We start from the raw sequence: 18,442 nt of genomic DNA, 5'->3' as shown, positions 1-18,442 counted from the left end.
CTATGCGCGGTACTGGCGTATGCAGCGAGGGGTTGCACCCATCCTACGGACGACCGCGCCATGCACGTAGGATGGGTGAAACCCATCAAGCCCCGACTAAAGCGTCCGTCGGGCTCAAACGCAGTTAGACCGGAACGCTGACCAGGCTCAGCACGTAGTCCTCGAACTGGGTGAACTGACCTTCCAGCTCGGTGCCGGTTTTCCATTCATCCGAGAGGTCGTTGAGCAGACGCAGGCGTGCGCGGCCGTCGGCACCCTGGTGGATCAGCTCCGCTTCCTGGAAATAGAAGCGCGTCTTGACCAGCGGATAGAGCGCCTTGAACAGGCTCTCCTTGATCGAGAAGGTCAGCGTCACGCGCAAGGCCCGCTGCGCCGCGTCAAGCTCGGCATAGCGTTGCAGCTCCCACGGCGTAAGGATTTCTTCCGCCAGCCGCTCGGCCCGCGCGGCGGGTAGCAGGCGCTCCACATCGAGCCCCAGCCCGCGCCATTGCTCGCTACGCGCCGCGACCACGGCGGCCCAACCCGCGCCATGGGTGATCGAGCCGACCACACCGCCGGGCCAGCAAGGCGAGCGGTCTTCGCCGACGGCGGGCAGGGCGGGTACGCCCGTGGTCTTGCGCAGGGCTTCATACGCGCAGATGCGCCCGGCGAGGAATTCGGCCTGGCGTTTGTTCACCGCCTTCATCGGTGCAAGGCCCCAGCGGACGAAGTCCTCGGGATCGAACCGGTCGGGGTCGAAGCGGGTGCTCAGCAACCGTACGCCGGGAAGGGCGACCGGTAGCGGCCAGTGGTCTTGCAGCGGTGCGCAACAGGCGGGATGTCGGGGAGAGCTATTCATGCCGGTCAGTGTGCCTCAGCGAGGTGGCAACGTGCAGGGGGTGTGCATCTTTGCTTCCATCTGTCCGCGAGCCAGCTCGCTTGTACGGCTATGGCTTCTGTAGGAGCGGGCTCTGCCCGCGACCGGAGGTCCGGTGTGCGCCGAGGCCGCGGGTCGCAGGCAGAGCCTGCTCCTACAGTAAATGTCGGAATAACCGAGCCACGATAGTTCGGCCGGCAATCGGCCATGCCTCAATAGCCCTGTTTTGCGAGCCAGCACGCCTGTACGGCTACGGCTTCTGTAGGAGCGGGCTCTGCCCGCGACAGGAGGTCCGGTGTGCGCCGAGGCCACGGGTCGCAGGCAGAGCCTGCTCCTACAGTAAACGTCGGGATAACCGAACCACGATAGTTCGGCCGGCAATCGGCCATGCGTCAATAGCCCTGTTTAGCGAGCCAGCTCGCCTGTACGGCTGTGCCTTTTGTAGGAGCGGGCTCTGCCCGCGAACGGAGGTCCGGTGTGTGCCGAGGTCTTGGGTCGCAGGCAGAGCCTGCTCCTACAGCAACCGTCGGAATAACCGAACCACGATAGTTCGGCCGGCAATCGGCCATGCCTCAATAGCCCTGTTTAGCGAGCCAGCACGCCTGTACGGCTACGGCTTCTGTAGGAGCGGGCTCTGCCCGCGACCGGAGGTCCGGTGTGCGCCGAGGCCGCGGGTCGCAGGCAGAGCCTGCTCCTACAGTGAACGTCGGAATAACCGAGCCACGATAGTTCGGCCGGCAATCGGCCATGCCTCAATAGCCCTGTTTTGCTAGCCAGCACGCCTGTACGGCTACGGCTTCTGTAGGAGCGGGCTCTGCCCGCGACCGGAGGTCCGGTGTGTGCCGAGGTCTTGGGTCGCAGGCAGAGCCTGCTCCTACAGCAACCGTCGGAATAACCGAACCACGATAGTTCGGCCGGCAATCGGCCATGCCTCAATAGCCCTGTTTAGCGAGCCAGCACGCCTGTACGGCTACGGCTTCTGTAGGAGCGGGCTCTGCCCGCGACCGGAGGTCCGGTGAGTGCCGAGGCCACGGGTCGCAGGCAGAGCCTGCTCCTACAGTAAACGTCGGAATAACCGAACCACGATAGTTCGGCCGGCAACCGGCCATGCCTCCTCAATAGCCCTGTTTTGCGAGCCAGCTCGCCTGTACGGCTACGGCTTCTGTAGGAGCGGGCTCTGCCCGCGACAGGAGGTCCGGTGTGTGCCGAGGCCTCGGGTCGCAGGCAGAGCCTGCTCCTACAGTAACCGTCGGAATAACCGAACCACGGTAGTTCGTCCGGCAATCGGCCACGCCTCAATAGCCCTGTTTTGCGAGCCGGCTCGCCTGTACGGCTGTGCCTTCTGTAGGAGCGGGCTCTGCCCACGACAGGAGGTCCGGTGTGTGCCGAGGTCTCGGGTCGCAGGCAGAGCCTGCTCCTACAGTAAACGTTGGAATAACCGAACCACGATAGTTCGGCCGGCAATCGGCCATGCGTCAATAGCCCTGTTTAGCGAGCCAGCTCGCCTGTACGGCTGTGCCTTTTGTAGGAGCGGGCTCTGCCCGCGAACGGAGGTCCGGCGTGCGCCGAGGCCACGGGTCGCAGGCAGAGCCTGCTCCTACAGCAACCGTCGGAATAACCGAACCACGATAGTTCGGCCGGCAATCGGCCATGCCTCAATAGCCCTGTTTTGCGAGCCAGCACGCCTGTACGGCTACGGCTTCTGTAGGAGCGGGCTCTGCCCGCGACCGCTGGGTCGGTGTGCGCCGAGGTCTTGGGTCGCAGGCAGAGCCTGCTCCTACAGTGAACGTGGCGGCGGGCGGATCAGTTGCCTTCCGGCCGTGCAAGGATTCTGGGCGCGGCTTCGATGATCTGTCGCGACAGGTTCTCCATGCGCGGCGACTGGACCTTCCAGGTGTGCCAGTACAGCGCGATATCCAGGGGCGCTTTGTCCGCCAGGTCGACCACCGTGCCTTGCGCCAGCGCCTCGTGCAGCAAGGCTTCCGGCACCATGCCATAGCCCAGTCCGTAGCGGATCGCCTGAAAGCGCGGTTCGGCGCCGGGGACGTAGTGGCAGGGGTAGGCACCCTCGGGCAGGCCCAGCTCGTGCAGCAGAAAAGACGAGGTGAGACGGTCCTTGCGGGTATAAGCGACCACGGGCGCCTGGCGTGCGGCATTGCGGTTCAGGCCGTTGGGGAAGTGCTGCTGGCGAAACGCCGCAGACGCCACCAGCCGGTAGCGCATGCTGCCCAGCGGGCTTGCCGTGCAGCCGCGCATGGGCTTGGGTTCGGTGCTGATGCAGCCGATCGCCAGGCCCGTCTCCAGCAGGCTGTAGGTGTGGTCCTGGTCCTCGACCGTCAGGTCCAGCAGCACCCGTTCGCGAATCAACACTTCGGCCAGGGCCGGAAAAAACCAGGTGCCGAGGCTGTCGACGTTGAGGGCGGCGACCACCACCAGCTCCGCGTCGCTGCGTTCGGCCAGATCCGCCATCAGGTCGGCTTCGAGCAAGGCGGCGCGCTTGAGGTATTGCAGCAAGCGCTGCCCGGTTTCAGTCGGGCGGCAGGGGCGGCTGCGGACCACCAGGGCATTCCCCAGGGCGCTTTCCAGGGCCCGCACGCGCTGCGAGATCGCTGGCGGCGTCAGGTGCAGACGCAGCGCCGCCTGCTCGAAGCTGCCGGTTTTGATGACTGCGCGAAAGGCTTCAGTCTGTTTGGGGTCGAGATTCAAGTCCTCGGTCCTCAGATTAAATAAATATTTGCATAGCCTAAATTTCTTAAATCACATCGATTTAACCGGAGTGTGCCCCATAATTGCGCGCCTTTCACTTGCCTACCCGTTGGAGTCCTCCCGTGACACTGCTGCACATTATCTACCTGATCGCCATCACGGCCGAAGCCATGTCCGGCGCCATCATGGGCATGCGCCGGGGCATGGACCTGTTCGGCATCTGCATGCTGGGCACCGTCACTGCGCTGGGCGGCGGCACGGCGCGTGATGTGTTGCTGGGGCATTACCCGATCAGCTGGATCGCTCATCCCGAGTACCTGGGTTTCACCGTCGGCGCGGCCATCGTCACCGCCCTGATCGCGCGGCACATGCATCACCTGCGGCAGGTGTTCCTGCTGGTCGACGGCCTGGGCCTGGTGGCCTTCACCGTCATTGGCTGCGGCGTGGCGATAGACATGGGCGCGCACCTGTCGATCGTCGTGTTGGCCGGCGTGATCACCGGGGTGTTCGGCGGGCTGCTGCGCGACATCCTCTGCAACCGGGTGCCGATGGTGCTGCGGCGCGAGCTGTATGCCACGGTGGCGCTGTTCACCGGGGTGCTCTACGTCAGCCTGCTGTGGCTGGGTGTCGGCAACTCCATCGCATCGCTCGCCACGCTCTGTGCCGGGTTCCTGTTCCGGGTGCTGGCGATGACCTTTCACTGGCAGCTTCCCCACTTCGAAGGGCGCGACATCCGCGGCCTGGACTGATCGGCCACAGCTGGCCGTTCTCACGAGGCGATTGTTCCCTTCCGGCAGCCGCCGGCTCTGGTAGGCAGATTCCAGCCCGGCTAGCCGCTACACTAGCGGCCTGGCAATCAGGGGAATGGATCCGTGCTCAAAGACCTGGGAATCAAGAGTCGCTTGCTGGTGCTGATACTGCTGCCCAGCACGGTGCTGGCCGTGGCGCTGGGTATCTACTTCACGTGGATGCAGTTGTCGGAGATGCGCCATCAGCTCGACGAGCGCGGCAAGCTCATCGCCGAACAGCTGGCCCCCCTGGCGGCGCCGGCCATGGCGCAGGGCTACGGCAAGCGCCTGCAGCGAATCCTCAACCAGGTGCTGGACCAGCCGGATGTGCGCGCGGTCTCGGTGCTCGACACCGAGCGCAATCAGCAGGCCCATGCCGGGCCGAACATGATCACCCCTTCGCCGCCCAGCGATCCCGAGGCGCTTACCCAGGTCAGCAGCGTCGACACCACGCGCATCCTCCTGCCGGTGCTGGGCAAGCACCTGAACCTGGCGGTGGACAACCCGAACGACGAGCTCCGCCAGATCGGCTGGCTGGAGCTGGAGTTGTCGCACCAGGGCACCTTGCTGCGTGGTTACCGCAGCCTGTTCACCAGCCTGCTGCTGATCGGGGCGGGCCTCATCATCACCGCGCTGCTGGCGCTGCGTATGAGTACGGCGATCAGCAAGCCGTTGCACAAGGTCAAGGTGGCGGTGGCGCAGCTCAAGGACGGCTACCTCGAAACACGTTTGCCCCCGCTCGGCAGCCATGAAATGGACGAAGTCGCGGCGGGCATCAACCGCATGGCCGAGGCGCTGCTCAGTGCCCGCGAGGAGTTGCAGCAGAGCATCGACCAGGCCACCGAGGACGTGCAGCAGAACCTCGAAACCATCGAAATCCAGAACATCGAGCTGGACCTGGCGCGTAAGGAAGCCCTGGAGGCCAGCCGCATCAAGTCCGAGTTCCTGGCCAACATGAGCCACGAAATCCGCACGCCGCTCAACGGCATCCTCGGCTTCACCCATCTGCTGCAGAAGAGCGATCTGACACCGCGTCAGCAGGATTACCTGTCGACCATCGAGAAGTCTGCCGACAGCCTGCTCGGGATCATCAACGAGATCCTCGACTTCTCCAAGATCGAGGCCGGCAAGCTGGTACTCGACAGCATCCCGTTCAACCTGCGCGATCTGATCGAGGACACCCTGACCATCCTCGGCCCAGCGGCGCATGCCAAGCACCTGGAACTGGTCAGCCTGATCTATCGCGACACGCCGCTGTCGCTGATCGGCGATCCGCTGCGCATCAAGCAGGTGCTGACCAACCTGGTGAGCAATGCCATCAAGTTCACCAACGAAGGCACCGTCGTCGTCCGGGCCATGGTCGAGGACGAGCGCGCCGACCGCGCGCAGCTGCGCATCAGCGTGCAAGACACCGGCATCGGCCTGACGGATCAGGACCTGCGCGCCTTGTTCCAGGCCTTCAGCCAGGCGGATAACTCGCTGTCACGCCAACCGGGCGGGACCGGGCTCGGGCTGGTGATCTCCAAGCGTTTGATCGAGCAGATGGGCGGCGAAATCGGCGTCGACAGCATTCCGGAGGAAGGCTCCGAGTTCTGGATCAGCCTGAGCCTGCCCAAAGCCCGTGACGACATCGAGGATCTGCCTCGCGCGGCCCTGCTGGGGCGTCGGGTCGGCTTGCTCGAGCAGCACCCGTTGGCGCGCCAAGCCTTGCAGCATCAGCTGGAAAGCTGCGGGCTGGAGGTGTTGCCGTTCGATTCGCTGGACCTGCTGCAAGGCGCTGTCGCCGGCGCGCAGGCGAGCGAGGGGCCCATCGAGATCGCGGTGCTCGGCGTGAGCCAGCGTGAAATCGCGCCACAGCAGTTGTGCCAGCGGCTGTGGGACTTCGAGGCGCTGGGCTGCAAGTGCATCGTGCTTTGCCCGACCAGTGAGCAGTCGCAATACCACGAAGCGCTGCCGGAATCCCATACCCATGCCCAGCTGCAAAGCAAGCCGGCTTGCACCCGCAAGTTGCAGCGCGTGCTGCTGGACCTGCTGCGACCGCCGCAGGCGCTGGGCGAGAGCCTTGCGCTACCCGAAACGCGGCCGCCGCGGGTGCTGTGTGTCGATGACAATCCGGCAAACCTGCTCCTGCTCGAAACCCTGCTCACCGACATGGGCGGTGACGTCGACGCGGTGAGCAGCGGCGCCGAGGCCCTGGAGGCGGTCAAGCATAAGTCCTTCGACCTGGTGTTCATGGATGTGCAGATGCCGGGCATGGACGGGCGCCAGACCACCGAGGCGATCCGCCAATGGGAAATCGAGAATGGCCAGCCGCCGATGCCGGTGATCGCGCTCACCGCCCATGCGCTGTCCAACGAAAAGCGTTCGCTGCTGCAGAGCGGGCTCGACGATTACCTGACCAAGCCGATCAGCGAGCGGCAACTGGCCCAGGTCATCTTGAAATGGACCGGGCTGCCACTGGCGCGAAGTTTCCTCGCCGCACCGGCCGAAGTGCTGTTGCCGGAGAACGACCTCAAGGTGCTGGACGCCGAAGAGGGGCTGCGTCTGGCCGCGGGCAAGGCCGATCTGGCGGCGGACATGCTGAGTATGCTGCTGGCGTCGCTGGAAGATGACCGGCAGATCATTCGCGAGGCGCGCCTGGCCAATGACCGTCAGGCGATGATCGATCGCGTGCACCGTTTGCATGGCGCCACGCGTTACTGCGGTGTTCCCCAGCTGCGGGCGGCCTGCGAGCGTAGCGAAACATTGCTCAAACAGAACCACCCGAGCGCCGCCCAGGCGATGGACGAGCTCGATAGCGCTATCGAACGTCTGGAAGTCGAGGCCCGCGTCGTCTAGCGCGACGTCGTCGACCCCTCATTCGGCCCGGGGTCGGGCCTCCTACAGAGGTGACGCAGGTCGTCGCTTTTGTGGGAGCCGCGCCCCCGCGGCGAATTCAGTTGCCGCGAAGACGAGGCCTGGGGCAATCCGGTCAGGGCTGCTCGACCTCATTCGGCCGAGGTCGGGTCTCCCACAGGGCGAGGGCTGAACGTCGCTCTTGTGGGAGCCGCGCCCCGCGGCGAATGGGTTCGGCGCGAACACGGGGTCTGGCGTGATCCGGTCAGGGCTGCTCAACATCATTCGGCCCGGGGTCGGGCCTCCTACATGAGGTGACGCAGGTCGTCGCTTTTGTGGGAGCCGCGCCCCCGCGGCGAATTCAGTTGCCGCGAAGACGAGGCCTGGGGCGATCCGGTCAGGCGTGCTCAACATCATTCGGCCCGAGGTCGGGCCTCCTACATGAGGTGACGCAGGAAGCCGCTTTTGTGGGAGCCGCGCCCCCGCGGCGAATGGGTTGGCGCGAACACGGGGTCTGGTGTGATCCGGTCAGGGCTGCTCGACCTCATTCGGCCCGAGGTCGGGCCTCCTACATGAGGTGACGCAGGAAGCCGCTTTTGTGGGAGCCGCGCCCCCGCGGCGAATGGGTTGGCGCGAACACGGGGTCTGGTGTGATCCGGTCAGGGCTGCTCGACCTCATTCGGCCCGGGGTCGGGCCTCCTACATGAGGTGACGCAGGAAGCCGCTTTTGTGGGAGCCGCGCCTCCGCGGCGAATGGGTTGGCGCGAACACGGGGTCTGGTGTGATCCGGTCAGGGCTGCTCGACCTCATTCGGCCCGGGGTCGGGCCTCCTACATGAGGTGACGCAGGAAGCCGCTTTTGTGGGAGCCGCGCCCCCGCGGCGAATGGGTTGGCGCGAACACGGGGTCTGGTGTGATCCGGTCAGGGCTGCTCGGCCTCATTCGGCCCGAGGTCGGGCCTCCTACATGAGGTGACGCAGGTCGTCGCTGTTGTGGGAGCCGCGCCCCCCGCGGCGAATTCAGTTGCCGCGAAGACGAGGCCTGGGGCGATCCGGTCAGGCGTGCTCAACATCATTCGGTCCGGGGTCGGGCCTCCTGCATGAGGTGACGCAGGAAGCCGCTTTTGGCTGGGGCTATTCGCCCATCACCACGCCTTCGCGTCTTGGGTCGGCGCCGCCGAACCAACCGCTGCTGGTGCGCTGTATCGCCTGCAATCCACTGGTCATCTCGACTTCGTTGACCTGATGCCCGCGCGCCTCAAGCGACTCCACAGTGGCTTCAGGGAAGCGGCCGGCTTCAAGCACCGTCGGTCCGTTGAAGCTGCCGAAATTCGGCAGATCGATGGCGCGCTGTGCATCCAGGCCCCAGCCATACATGCCCAGCAGGGTCTTGGCGGTGAAATGAATGATCGCCGCGCCGCCGGGCGAGCCGACGCTGGCCATCAACTGATCGCCCGCCGCATTGAAGACCAGGGTCGGGCTCATGCTGGAACGGGGCCGCTTGTTCGGCTCGACCCGGTTGGCCACCGGCATGCCCTGGGCGTCGCGCGGTTCGAAGGCGAAGTCGGTGAGCTCGTTGTTCAGCAGATAGCCGCCAGGCAAGCCGGTGCCACCGTCATTGAGCAGGCGCGAGCCGAAGGCCTGTTCGATGGTGGTGGTCATCGCCAGGGCGTTGCCTTGCGCGTCGACGATGCTGATATGGCTGGTGCCGTATTCCGGCTGTTCGCGCTGCGGGGCGAAGGCGACTGGCATCTCGCCTGGCTCGCCCGCTTCGGCCGTACCCATGCTGCGCGGGCCGATCAGCTCGGCGCGCTGCTTGAGGTACTTGGGCGCCAGCATGCTGTTCCAGGTGCGCCCCGGTACCGGGACGAAATCGGGATCGGCGATGTACTTGGCGCGGTCCGCGTAGGCCAGACGCGAGGCCTCGGTATAGCGATGCAGGAACTCCGCCGAGGGCACGCCCTGGTCCAGCGCGGGCAGCGGCGACAAGCGTTCGAGTATCCCGAGGATCTGCATCTGCGTGAGGTGCCCGGAGGAGGGTGGCGGAAATCCGCAGACCTGATAGCGCTGCTGCCACAGGTTGCACAGCGCATCGCGCTGGCGCGGCTGATAGACCTCGAGATCGCTCAGGGTCATGGTGCCCGCGTTGTCCTGTTCGTTGACCTGGCGCACCAGTGCCTGGGCGTTGGCGCCGCGGTAAAAGGCGTCACTGCCGCCGTCGGCAATGTTGCGCAGCAACTGGGCCAGGGCGGGGTTGCGCAGGCGATGGCCCACCGGCCACGGCGATCCGTCGGGCTGGTAATAGAAGGCCGCGGCGGGCGGGTTGTCACGCAGGGCCGGATCGCTCGCCAGCAGGCCATGCAGCCGCGGGCTGATTTCGAAACCCTCTTCGGCCAGTTGAATAGCCGGCTGCAGCAGGTCCCGCCATGGCAGTTTGCCGAACTGCCGGTGCGCCTGTTCGAGCATCTTGACGGTGCCCGGCACGCCTACCGAGCGCCCGCCGACAACGGCCTGCTGAAAGTCCATCGGCGTGCCGTCGGCCTTCATGAACAGGTTCTCGTCCACGGCGGCCGGGGCGGTTTCGCGACCGTCGAGTGCCGTCACGTGCTCACCATCCCAGTACAGCAGGAAGGCGCCGCCACCCAGCCCGCTGGACTGCGGCTCGACCAGACTCAGGACCATCTGCACGGCGACAGCCGCGTCCAGCGCACTGCCCCCGGCCTTGAGAATCCGGTAGCCCGCTTCGGTGGCCAGCGGATTGGCCGCCGCCACGGCGAAGTGCTCGGTCGCCCAACCGGGTTTGGCGGTGTAGCCACTGGAGGCTTCGGGCGCGGGCGGAATATGGCTGGCGGTGTCGGGTGTGGAGCAGGCGGTCAAGCCGGTGAGCAGAAAGGTGAAGACCAGTGCGAGCGGGCCGAGCGGCATGGGCGGGTTCCTTGTGGGCGCGAAATAGACGTCTTGCTTATAGACCTAGACTACTGATCACCATCTGCCAAGCTCGATCGCTACGCTTGATTCATTGTCGCGTTTCAGCGCCTGGGCTTCGATGCAGGTCGAGTGGTCTGCCCGTGCCTTGTCGTTGCCGGTATCATGTGCGCCTTCCAAATGCCGCTCGGTTCATCGACGCCATGACAATTCAGTACCCGACCATTGCCGATTGCGTCGGCAACACGCCCCTGGTTCGCTTGCAGCGTCTGCCGGGCGAAACCAGCAATACCATCCTGGTCAAGCTCGAGGGCAACAACCCCGCCGGCTCGGTGAAGGATCGCCCCGCACTGTCGATGATCGCCCGGGCCGAAGCGCGCGGCGACATCAAGCCCGGCGATACCCTGATCGAGGCCACCTCCGGCAACACCGGCATCGCATTGGCCATGGCCGCGGCGATCAAGGGCTACAAGTTCGTGTTGATCATGCCGGACAACTCCAGCGCCGAGCGCAAGGCCGCGATGACCGCCTACGGCGCCGAGCTGATTCTGGTGAGCAAGGAAGAGGGCATGGAGGGGGCTCGCGACCTGGCGGTGAAAATGGCGGCGGAAGGGCGCGGCAAGGTGCTCGACCAGTTCGCCAACGGCGACAATCCCGAGGCGCATTACAGCAGCACCGGCCCTGAGCTCTGGCAGCAGACCGCGGGCAGCATCACCCATTTTGTCAGCTCCATGGGCACCACCGGCACCATCATGGGTGTGTCGCGCTACCTCAAGGAGCAGAACCCGGACATCCAGATCATCGGCCTGCAGCCCATGGAGGGCGCCTCGATTCCCGGCATCCGCCGCTGGCCGCAGGAATATCTGCCGAAGATCTACCAGTCCGAGCGCGTCGACCGCATCGTCGACATGTCGCAGGACGAGGCCGAGCGCGTGATGCGCCGCCTGGCCCGCGAGGAAGGCATTTTCTGCGGCGTGTCCTCCGGCGGTGCGGTGGCCGCTGCGCTGCGGCTGTCGCAGGAAGTCGAAAACGCCGTCATCGTTGCGATCATCTGCGACCGTGGCGATCGCTATCTGTCGACGGGCGTGTATGACGAACCCAACTGACCAATTCATGCCTGTTCAAGGCGGTAGCCGCTAATGGCCAAACGCAGCGGTGGCTTGCGCTTCCAGCCCAGTGGTGGCGAGAAGAAGCCACAGATCCCGACCGGCAAGAAACAGCGGCTGGAGGTCGAGCGCCTGGCCAATGATGGACGTGGCATCGGCTTCGTCGAGGGGCGCACCTGGTTCGTCGAGGGCGCTTTGCCGGGCGAAACGGTCGAGGCGCGGGTGCTGGGCGCACGCAGCCAGGTCGTCGAAGCGCGTAGCGAGCGGGTGTTGACCGCCAGCCCGCAGCGCCGCGTCGAGCCCTGTCCGCATGCGCGGGTGTGCGGGGGCTGCAATCTGCAGCATCTGCCCGCGGTCGATCAGCTCGCCCTGAAACAGCGCAGCCTGTCCGAGCAGCTGTCGCGCCTGGCCAACGTCGAGCCGGCGAGTTGGGCGGCTCCGCTCAGCGGTCCCGAGTTCGGCTATCGTCGGCGCGCCCGGCTGGCGGTGCGTTGGGACCACAAGGCTCGCCGTCTGGACGTCGGTTTCCGGGCCAGTGCCAGCCAGGACATCGTCGCCATTCGTGAGTGCCCTGTGCTGGTACAGCCCTTGCAAGCGCTGTTGCCGGCATTGCTGGACGTGCTGCATGCCCTGGACAAGCCCCAGGCGATCGGTCACCTGGAACTGTTCAGCGGCACCGCCGAAGCGCTGCTGGTGCGCCACACGGCGGCATTGGCTGCAACGGATCTGCAGCGCCTCGCAGCCTTCGCCCAGGAGCAGGGCGTGCAGCTGTGGCTGCAGGGCGAGGGTGCACCGCAGCCGCTGGAGCCCGCTTATTCGCTGGGCTACCGGTTGCCGGCATGGGATCTGGAGTTGGCCTGGCGCCCCGGCGACTTCGTTCAGGTCAACGCGCCGGTAAACGAGGCAATGGTGGCCCAGGCGCTGGCGTGGCTGGCACCGCAGGCGGGCGAGCGAGTGCTGGACCTGTTTTGCGGGTTGGGGAATTTCAGCTTGCCCCTGGCGCGTCTTGGTGCACAGGTGGTGGCGGTGGAGGGCAGCGAGCAGATGGTCGAGCGTGCCCGCACCAATGCGGCGCATAACGGTCTGGTAGGGGCGCACTTTTATCAGGCGGACCTGTCGAAGCCGCTGGTCGAGGCGCAGTGGGCCCAGGGTGGCTTCGCCGCGGTTCTGCTCGATCCGCCGCGGGATGGGGCGCTGGAAATAGTGCGGCAGATGACGACTTTAGGCGCAAGGCGCGTGGTCTATGTTTCATGCAACCCTGCGACGCTGGCACGTGATGCGGCCGAGCTTGTCCGTCAGGGGTATCGACTCGAGCGGGCCGGCGTGCTGGATATGTTTCCGCAGACCGCACACGTCGAGGCGATGGCGCTGTTCGAGCGGCCGGCGTAGTACGGAATTCTTGGCAGGCGATAGGCCTGCGGTTCAACCGACCGGCTCCGAGAAAGCCGGCGTATGACGCAGACGATGCGTAGAAGGAAGGTAGATAGATGGTCCAGGTCAGAGCGCTTCAGCCGATCAATACCGACGGCAGTATCAATCTCGAAGGCTGGCTCGATCATGTGCTGGGGATGGACCCGGCACTCGACCGCGACGCACTCAAACAGGCCTGCGAGTTCGCCCGAGCGGCGGAGCAGCAGGCTAACGCGGCGCAGAATCTGTGGAGCGAAGGCACGTCCAGCTACCAGACAGGCCTGGAAATCGCCGAGATTCTGGCCGATCTCAAACTCGATCAGGACAGCCTGGTGGCCGCGGTGATCTACCGAGGCGTGCGCGAGGGCAAGATCCAGCTGGCCGAGGTGCATCAGCTGTTTGGCCCGGTGGTCGCCAAGCTGATCGAAGGGGTGCTGCGCATGGCCGCCATCAGCGCCAGCCTCAACCCACGCGAGTCGCTGGTGCTGGGCACCCAGACCCAGGTGGAAAACCTGCGCAAGATGCTGGTGGCGATGGTCGATGACGTGCGCGTCGCGCTGATCAAGCTGGCCGAGCGCACCTGTGCCATCCGTGCGGTGAAGAACGCCGACGACGACAAGCGCCATCGCGTGGCCCGCGAAGTCTTCGACATCTATGCGCCGCTGGCCCATCGCCTGGGCATCGGTCACATCAAATGGGAGCTGGAGGATTTGTCCTTCCGCTACCTCGAGCCCGAGCAGTACAAGCAGATCGCCCAGTTGCTGCACGAGCGGCGGCTGGACCGCGAGCAGTACATCCAGAACGTCGTGCAACAGCTCAAGGACGAACTGACCGCCACCGGCATCCATCCGGAAATCGACGGCCGTGCCAAGCACATCTATTCGATCTGGCGGAAAATGCAGAAGAAAGGTCTGCAGTTCAGCCAGATCTACGACGTTCGCGCCGTGCGCGTGCTGGTGCCGGAAATCCGCGACTGCTACACGGCGCTGGGTATCGTGCACACCCTGTGGAGGCACATTCCCAAGGAATTCGACGACTACATCGCCAACCCCAAGGAAAACGGCTACCGCTCGCTGCACACCGCCGTGTTGGGGCCGGAAGGCAAGGTGCTGGAAGTGCAGATCCGCACCCACGCCATGCACGAGGAAGCCGAACTGGGTGTTTGCGCGCATTGGCGCTACAAGGGCACCGACGTCAACTCCAGCTCCAACCACTATGAAGAGAAGATCGCCTGGCTGCGTCAGGTGCTCGAATGGCACGAAGAGCTGGGTGACATCGGCGGGCTGGCCGACCAGCTGCGCGTCGACATCGAGCCGGACCGCGTCTACGTGTTCACCCCGGACGGGCACGCCATCGACCTGCCCAAAGGCGCCACGCCGCTGGATTTCGCGTACCGCGTGCACACCGAAATCGGCCACAACTGCCGCGGCGCCAAGATCAACGGGCGCATCGTGCCGCTCAACTACAGCCTGCAGACCGGCGAGCAGGTCGAGATCATCACCAGCAAGCACGGCTCGCCCAGTCGCGACTGGCTGAACCCGAACCTCGGCTACATCACTACCTCGCGCTCGCGGGCGAAGATCGTCCACTGGTTCAAACTGCAGGCCCGCGACCAGAACGTCGCGGCCGGCAAGGCGCTGCTCGAGCGTGAGCTGGGGCGTCTCGACCTGCCACCGGTGGACTTCGACAAGCTGGCCGAAAAGGCCAACCTGAAGACCGCCGAAGACATGTTCGCCGCGCTCGGTGCCGGAGACCTGCGCCTGGCCCAGCTGGTCAACCATGCCCAGCAGCTGGTGGAGCCGGATGGTCATGCGGCCGATCAGCTCGAGCTGATCCCGCGTCGACCCACCAGCACCAAGCCGGGCAAGCGGGGCGATGTGCAGATCCAGGGCGTCGGCAACCTGCTGACGCAGATGGCCGGCTGCTGCCAGCCGCTGCCGGGCGACCCCATCGTTGGCTACATCACGCTGGGTCGTGGCGTCAGCATCCATCGCCAGGATTGCGCCTCGGTGCTGCAACTGGCCGGGCGCGAGCCGGAACGCATCATCCAGGTCAGCTGGGGGCCCATTCCGGAAAAAACCTACCCGGTTGACATCACCATCCGTGCCTACGACCGTTCCGGCCTGCTGCGCGATGTCTCGCAGATCCTGCTTAACGAGCGGATCAACGTGCTGGCCGTCAACACCCGCTCGAACAAGGAAGACAGCACCGCCCAGATGACGCTGACCATCGAGATACCCGGGCTGGACGCCCTGGGACGGCTGCTGAGCCGCATCTCTCAGTTGCCCAATATCATCGAAGCCAAACGCCAGCGCACCACCTGACCTACTGCGCTCGGCCATACGGCGTTGCAAGCCTGCTGAAAAATGCTCATTGGCAATAGCCAACTCCGCTTTTTCAGCAGGCTTGCGCCTTGTCTGGCCTTTGCTCGTGACGGTCAGGCCTGCAATGAATTCCGAGCTGCTGCGCTCGATCTGGCGTTGTTGAAGCCCAACCGAAAAATGCTCATTGGCAACAGCCAACTCCGCTTTTTCGGTTGGGCTTCGCCTAGCCAGCTCTTCGCTCGCGACGCTCGGCTCGCGGCCCGTCGCACGACGCTGATGGGCCGATCGTAGGGTGGATGTCGCTTTTTACATCCACCATGACCCTGTCGAGGCGGGACTGACGTCGTGATGGGCTGCTCGCGGTGGATGGGTGGAGCGTCATCCACCCTACAATGGCTCGGCTTCGCTCTATGGTCTTGATCGTGGAGGTCGGGGGGCGGTGCCGCGTTCGACATCTACCATGACCCTGTCGAGGCGGGACCGACATCGTGATGGGCTGTTCGCGGTGGATGGGTGGAGCGTCATCCACCCTACAATCGCTCGGCTTCGCTCTATGGTCTTGATCGAGGAGGTCGTGGGCGGTGCCGCGTTCGACATCTACCATGACCCTGTCGAGGCGGGACCGACATCGTGATGGGCTGTTCGCGGTGGATAGGTGAAGCGTCATCCACCCTACAATCGCTCGGCTTCGCTCTATGGTTTTGGATCGAGGAGGTCGTGGGCGGTGCCGCGTTCGACATCCACCATGACCCCATCGAGGCGGGACTGACATCGTGACGGGCGTTCGCGGTGGATGGATGGAGCGTCATCCACCCTACAATGGCTCGGCTTCGCTCTTCGGTTTTGATCGAGGAGGTCGTAGAGGTGCCGCGTTCGACATCCACCATGCCCCTATCGAGGCGGGACTGACGTCGTGATGGGCGGCGCCAGGTGGATGGGTGGAGCGTCATCCACCCTACAATGGGCGCTGCTTCAATCTCAGGCTTTCACCGAGGATTCCCATGTATCAACTCAACGACTTGCTGCACCTGATGGCCCGGCTGCGTGATCCGCAGCATGGCTGCCCGTGGGACTTGCAACAGGACTACGCCAGCATTGTGCCGCATACCCTCGAGGAAGCCTACGAAGTGGCAGATGCCATCGAGAGCGGTGACTTCGATCACCTGCCCGGCGAGTTGGGCGATCTGCTGTTTCAGGTCGTCTACTACAGCCAGCTGGCGAAGGAGGAGGGGCGTTTCGAGTTCGACGCGGTGGTCGACGGGATTACCCGCAAGCTGTTGCGTCGGCATCCGCATGTCTTTCCGGATGGCGACCTCTATGGCTCGCCCGAGCTGCCCCGGCTCGACGAGGCGCAGATCAAGCAGCGCTGGGAGGAGATCAAGGCTGAAGAGCGCGCCGAAAAAGCCGCCGCGCCGGAGCAGTTGTCGCTGCTCGACGATGTACCCAGCGCGCTGCCCGCCTTGAGCCGCGCCGCCAAGCTGCAGAAGCGCACGGCCCAGGTCGGCTTCGACTGGCCGGATGCACTGCCGGTGGTGGACAAGGTGCGCGAGGAGCTGGACGAAGTGCTCGAGGCCATGAGCGAGAACGATCCCGAGGCGATCGCCGAGGAGATTGGCGACCTGCTGTTCGTCGTGGTGAATCTGGCGCGGCACCTGAAGGTCGATCCGGAAAACGCCCTGCGCGCGGCCAACGGCAAGTTCGAACGTCGCTTCCGTTTCATCGAGCAAGCCTTGCGAGACAGCGGACGGGCCATCGAAAATTGCGACCTTGAAACACTCGACGCGCTGTGGGGCGAGGCCAAGAAAAGCGAGCGTTCAACGTCCTGCGGCTAGCCACGAGGGTGGATGTCGCTTTTCACATCCACCACAATGCGCCTCAGCGCCGTTACGCATGTTTACCTGCGCATTTTGAATTCATCACGAGACGAGCCGAACATGAGTCTTTCCCTTCGCGATCAGCTGCTCAAAGCCGGGCTGGTCAATGAGAAGCAGGCCAAGCAGGCCGGCAAGCAGCAGCAGAAACAGCAGCGTCTGGTCAAGAAAGGCCAGATCGAAAAGGACGACTCTCAGCGCGAAGCGGCGCTCAAGGCCCAGGCCGAGAAGCTGGCACGTGACCAGGAGCTGAACCGGCAGCAGCAGGAGAAGGCCGCGCAGAAGGCCCGCACCGCACAGATCAAGCAACTGATCGAAACCAGCCGCCTGCCCAAGCTGACCACCGAGGACTACTACAACTTCGTCGACGACAAGAAGGTCAAGCGTCTGTCGGTGAACAAACTGATGCGCGACAAGCTGTCCAGCGGCTCGCTGGCCATCGTCCGCCACGGTGGCGGTTACGAGGTCATCCCGCGCGAGGCAGCGCTGAAGATCCAGGAACGGGACCCGCGCCGCATCGTTCAGCTCAATACCCAGACCGAAGCCCCGGATGCCGACGATCCGTACGCCGCCTACCAGATTCCTGACGATCTGATGTGGTAAGCCCTTGCCGCCAGCTTGGTGGCAGCTACGTGCTACCGGTCATGAGTGCGCTCGCGCACCGGTAGCGCCGCGCAACTCGCGGGTGTGTTGCCATGCCCGACGGAAGGATGGATTTCTGCCGTCTGCCGGCGCTCTACTGCTATAGCCCATCCGGGCTTGTGGACCAGCAGGAGGACAGCGACATGGAAACCTATCCTTACGCGGACGAACTCGACACGTTCGGGGTGCAGGCCAACGGCGTACCGGGCGACCCGGAAGAACCCGGCGTGCCGGACCTGCCCAGCGAACCCGGCGAGCCTACCATTCCGGACCAGCCACCGCCGGCACCGGTGGCCTGACCGGCTAGCGCGGCGATACCTCGGATGCCCGAGCGAGCAGGTCGACCACCTGCTCATCCGGGGTCTGCTCGAAATTGCCGTAATGGCAGCCCACGCCAATGAATGGCTCCGGCATCGCCAGGCACACCAACTCGTCGACTTCCGCTTTCAGCATCTCGATCACGTCCCGTGGGCCGACCGGCACCGCCAGCACGACGCGGCTCGGCTTCGACTGCCTGAGTCCCTTGAGCGCCGCCCGCACCGTGGCACCGGTGGCGATGCCATCGTCGATCACGATGACGCAGCGCCCGGTGATCACCGGCGCCGGTCGCTCGCCGCAGTAACGATGCCGACGACGCTCCAGCTCGGTCAGCTGACGCTGCATTTCTTCTTCGAACCAGTTGGGCGGCGGTGCGATCTGGTTGAACAGCTCCTGGTTGATGACCCATTTGGGCTCGGCACCGTCAATCACCGCGCCCAGCGCCAACTCCTCGTTGCCCGGTGCGCCTATCTTGCGTACCAGCACCAGGTCCAGGGGCGCGCCGAGCCGCTGTGCCACTTCGAAGGCCACCGGCACGCCGCCGCGCGGCAACGCGAGCACCAGCGGGTCCTGGTCGGCCAGATGATTCAGCGCTTCGGCCAGCTCCAGGCCGGCATGGCTGCGGTCGCGAAACAAATGGGATTCAGGCATGAACGCGCGCAT

Annotated in this window: 12 protein-coding genes; 8 read left to right on the top strand and 4 right to left on the bottom strand. The window is 64.9% G+C overall.

The annotated features are described in order from the left end of the window. Nucleotides 1-124: 124 nt before the first annotated feature. Nucleotides 125-838, bottom strand: a complete 714-nt coding sequence (locus KVO92_RS06090; RefSeq protein WP_217474723.1) for a 4'-phosphopantetheinyl transferase family protein — start codon at nt 836-838, stop codon at nt 125-127. A 1,821-nt stretch (nt 839-2,659) separates the two neighbouring features. Next, nucleotides 2,660-3,562 (bottom strand): HTH-type transcriptional regulator ArgP, encoded by a 903-nt coding sequence (locus KVO92_RS06085; RefSeq protein ID WP_217474722.1) that lies wholly within the window; start codon nt 3,560-3,562, stop codon nt 2,660-2,662. A gap of 122 nt (nt 3,563-3,684) precedes the next feature. On the opposite strand from KVO92_RS06085, the gene KVO92_RS06080 reads away from it, so the two are divergent. Continuing rightward, nucleotides 3,685-4,311: a trimeric intracellular cation channel family protein gene (locus tag KVO92_RS06080; RefSeq protein WP_217474721.1), complete on the top strand. Its 627-nt coding sequence runs from the start codon at nt 3,685-3,687 to the stop codon at nt 4,309-4,311. A 123-nt stretch (nt 4,312-4,434) separates the two neighbouring features. Then, a complete protein-coding gene (locus KVO92_RS06075; protein WP_217474720.1) occupies nt 4,435-7,188 on the top strand; it encodes a response regulator in 2,754 nt (917 codons plus the stop codon). 1,129 nt (nt 7,189-8,317) lie between these two features. Here KVO92_RS06075 and ggt read toward each other — a convergent pair. Further along, the gene (gene ggt / locus KVO92_RS06070; protein WP_217474719.1) at nt 8,318-10,108 is read right to left on the bottom strand and encodes a gamma-glutamyltransferase; all 1,791 of its coding nucleotides are present in this window, start codon (nt 10,106-10,108) and stop codon (nt 8,318-8,320) included. A 203-nt stretch (nt 10,109-10,311) separates the two neighbouring features. Between ggt and cysM the strand changes: the two genes are divergently transcribed. The 6 genes from cysM (at nt 10,312) to KVO92_RS06040 (ending at nt 17,760) form a co-directional block, all read left to right on the top strand. Continuing rightward, the gene (gene cysM, locus KVO92_RS06065) at nt 10,312-11,214 is read left to right on the top strand and encodes a cysteine synthase CysM (RefSeq protein ID WP_217474718.1); all 903 of its coding nucleotides are present in this window, start codon (nt 10,312-10,314) and stop codon (nt 11,212-11,214) included. 33 nt (nt 11,215-11,247) lie between these two features. Further along, nucleotides 11,248-12,603, top strand: coding sequence for a 23S rRNA (uracil(1939)-C(5))-methyltransferase RlmD (gene rlmD, locus KVO92_RS06060; RefSeq protein WP_217474717.1), 1,356 nt, complete (start codon nt 11,248-11,250; stop codon nt 12,601-12,603). A 98-nt stretch (nt 12,604-12,701) separates the two neighbouring features. Then, entirely contained in the window at nt 12,702-14,948 is a 2,247-nt protein-coding gene (relA, locus tag KVO92_RS06055; RefSeq protein WP_217474716.1) for a GTP diphosphokinase, read from the top strand. A 1,001-nt stretch (nt 14,949-15,949) separates the two neighbouring features. Beyond that, nucleotides 15,950-16,780 (top strand): nucleoside triphosphate pyrophosphohydrolase, encoded by an 831-nt coding sequence (gene mazG / locus KVO92_RS06050; protein WP_217474715.1) that lies wholly within the window; start codon nt 15,950-15,952, stop codon nt 16,778-16,780. Between the two features lie 102 nt (nt 16,781-16,882). Then, on the top strand, nt 16,883-17,422 hold the full coding sequence (locus KVO92_RS06045) for a DUF2058 domain-containing protein (protein ID WP_021207675.1): 540 nt from the start codon (nt 16,883-16,885) through the stop codon (nt 17,420-17,422). Between the two features lie 92 nt (nt 17,423-17,514). After that, complete coding sequence (locus KVO92_RS06040; protein ID WP_217475459.1) at nt 17,515-17,760, top strand: hypothetical protein; 246 nt, start codon at nt 17,515-17,517, stop codon at nt 17,758-17,760. Nucleotides 17,761-17,764: 4 nt separating this feature from the next. Here KVO92_RS06040 and KVO92_RS06035 read toward each other — a convergent pair whose 3' ends face one another. After that, on the bottom strand, nt 17,765-18,442 hold the full coding sequence (locus KVO92_RS06035; protein ID WP_217474714.1) for a phosphoribosyltransferase: 678 nt from the start codon (nt 18,440-18,442) through the stop codon (nt 17,765-17,767).

The sequence above is a fragment of the Stutzerimonas stutzeri genome, from assembly GCF_019090095.1.
GTDB classification, from domain to species: domain Bacteria; phylum Pseudomonadota; class Gammaproteobacteria; order Pseudomonadales; family Pseudomonadaceae; genus Stutzerimonas; species Stutzerimonas stutzeri_AN.
Note: the sequence above shows the minus strand (reverse complement) of the source record. Positions and strands in the feature narration are given on the sequence as shown.

Excerpts from the sequence above, each read along its gene's own strand:
- relA (WP_217474716.1), top strand. The coding sequence starts at position 12,702 with ATGGTCCAGGTCAGAGCGCTTCAGCCGATCAATACCGACGGCAGTATC.
- mazG (WP_217474715.1), top strand. The coding sequence starts at position 15,950 with ATGTATCAACTCAACGACTTGCTGCACCTGATGGCCCGGCTGCGTGAT.
- ggt (WP_217474719.1), bottom strand. The coding sequence starts at position 10,108 with ATGCCGCTCGGCCCGCTCGCACTGGTCTTCACCTTTCTGCTCACCGGC.
- KVO92_RS06040 (WP_217475459.1), top strand. The coding sequence starts at position 17,515 with ATGCCCGACGGAAGGATGGATTTCTGCCGTCTGCCGGCGCTCTACTGC.
- rlmD (WP_217474717.1), top strand. The coding sequence starts at position 11,248 with ATGGCCAAACGCAGCGGTGGCTTGCGCTTCCAGCCCAGTGGTGGCGAG.
- KVO92_RS06035 (WP_217474714.1), bottom strand. The coding sequence starts at position 18,442 with ATGCGCGCGTTCATGCCTGAATCCCATTTGTTTCGCGACCGCAGCCAT.
- KVO92_RS06045 (WP_021207675.1), top strand. The coding sequence starts at position 16,883 with ATGAGTCTTTCCCTTCGCGATCAGCTGCTCAAAGCCGGGCTGGTCAAT.
- cysM (WP_217474718.1), top strand. The coding sequence starts at position 10,312 with ATGACAATTCAGTACCCGACCATTGCCGATTGCGTCGGCAACACGCCC.
- KVO92_RS06090 (WP_217474723.1), bottom strand. The coding sequence starts at position 838 with ATGAATAGCTCTCCCCGACATCCCGCCTGTTGCGCACCGCTGCAAGAC.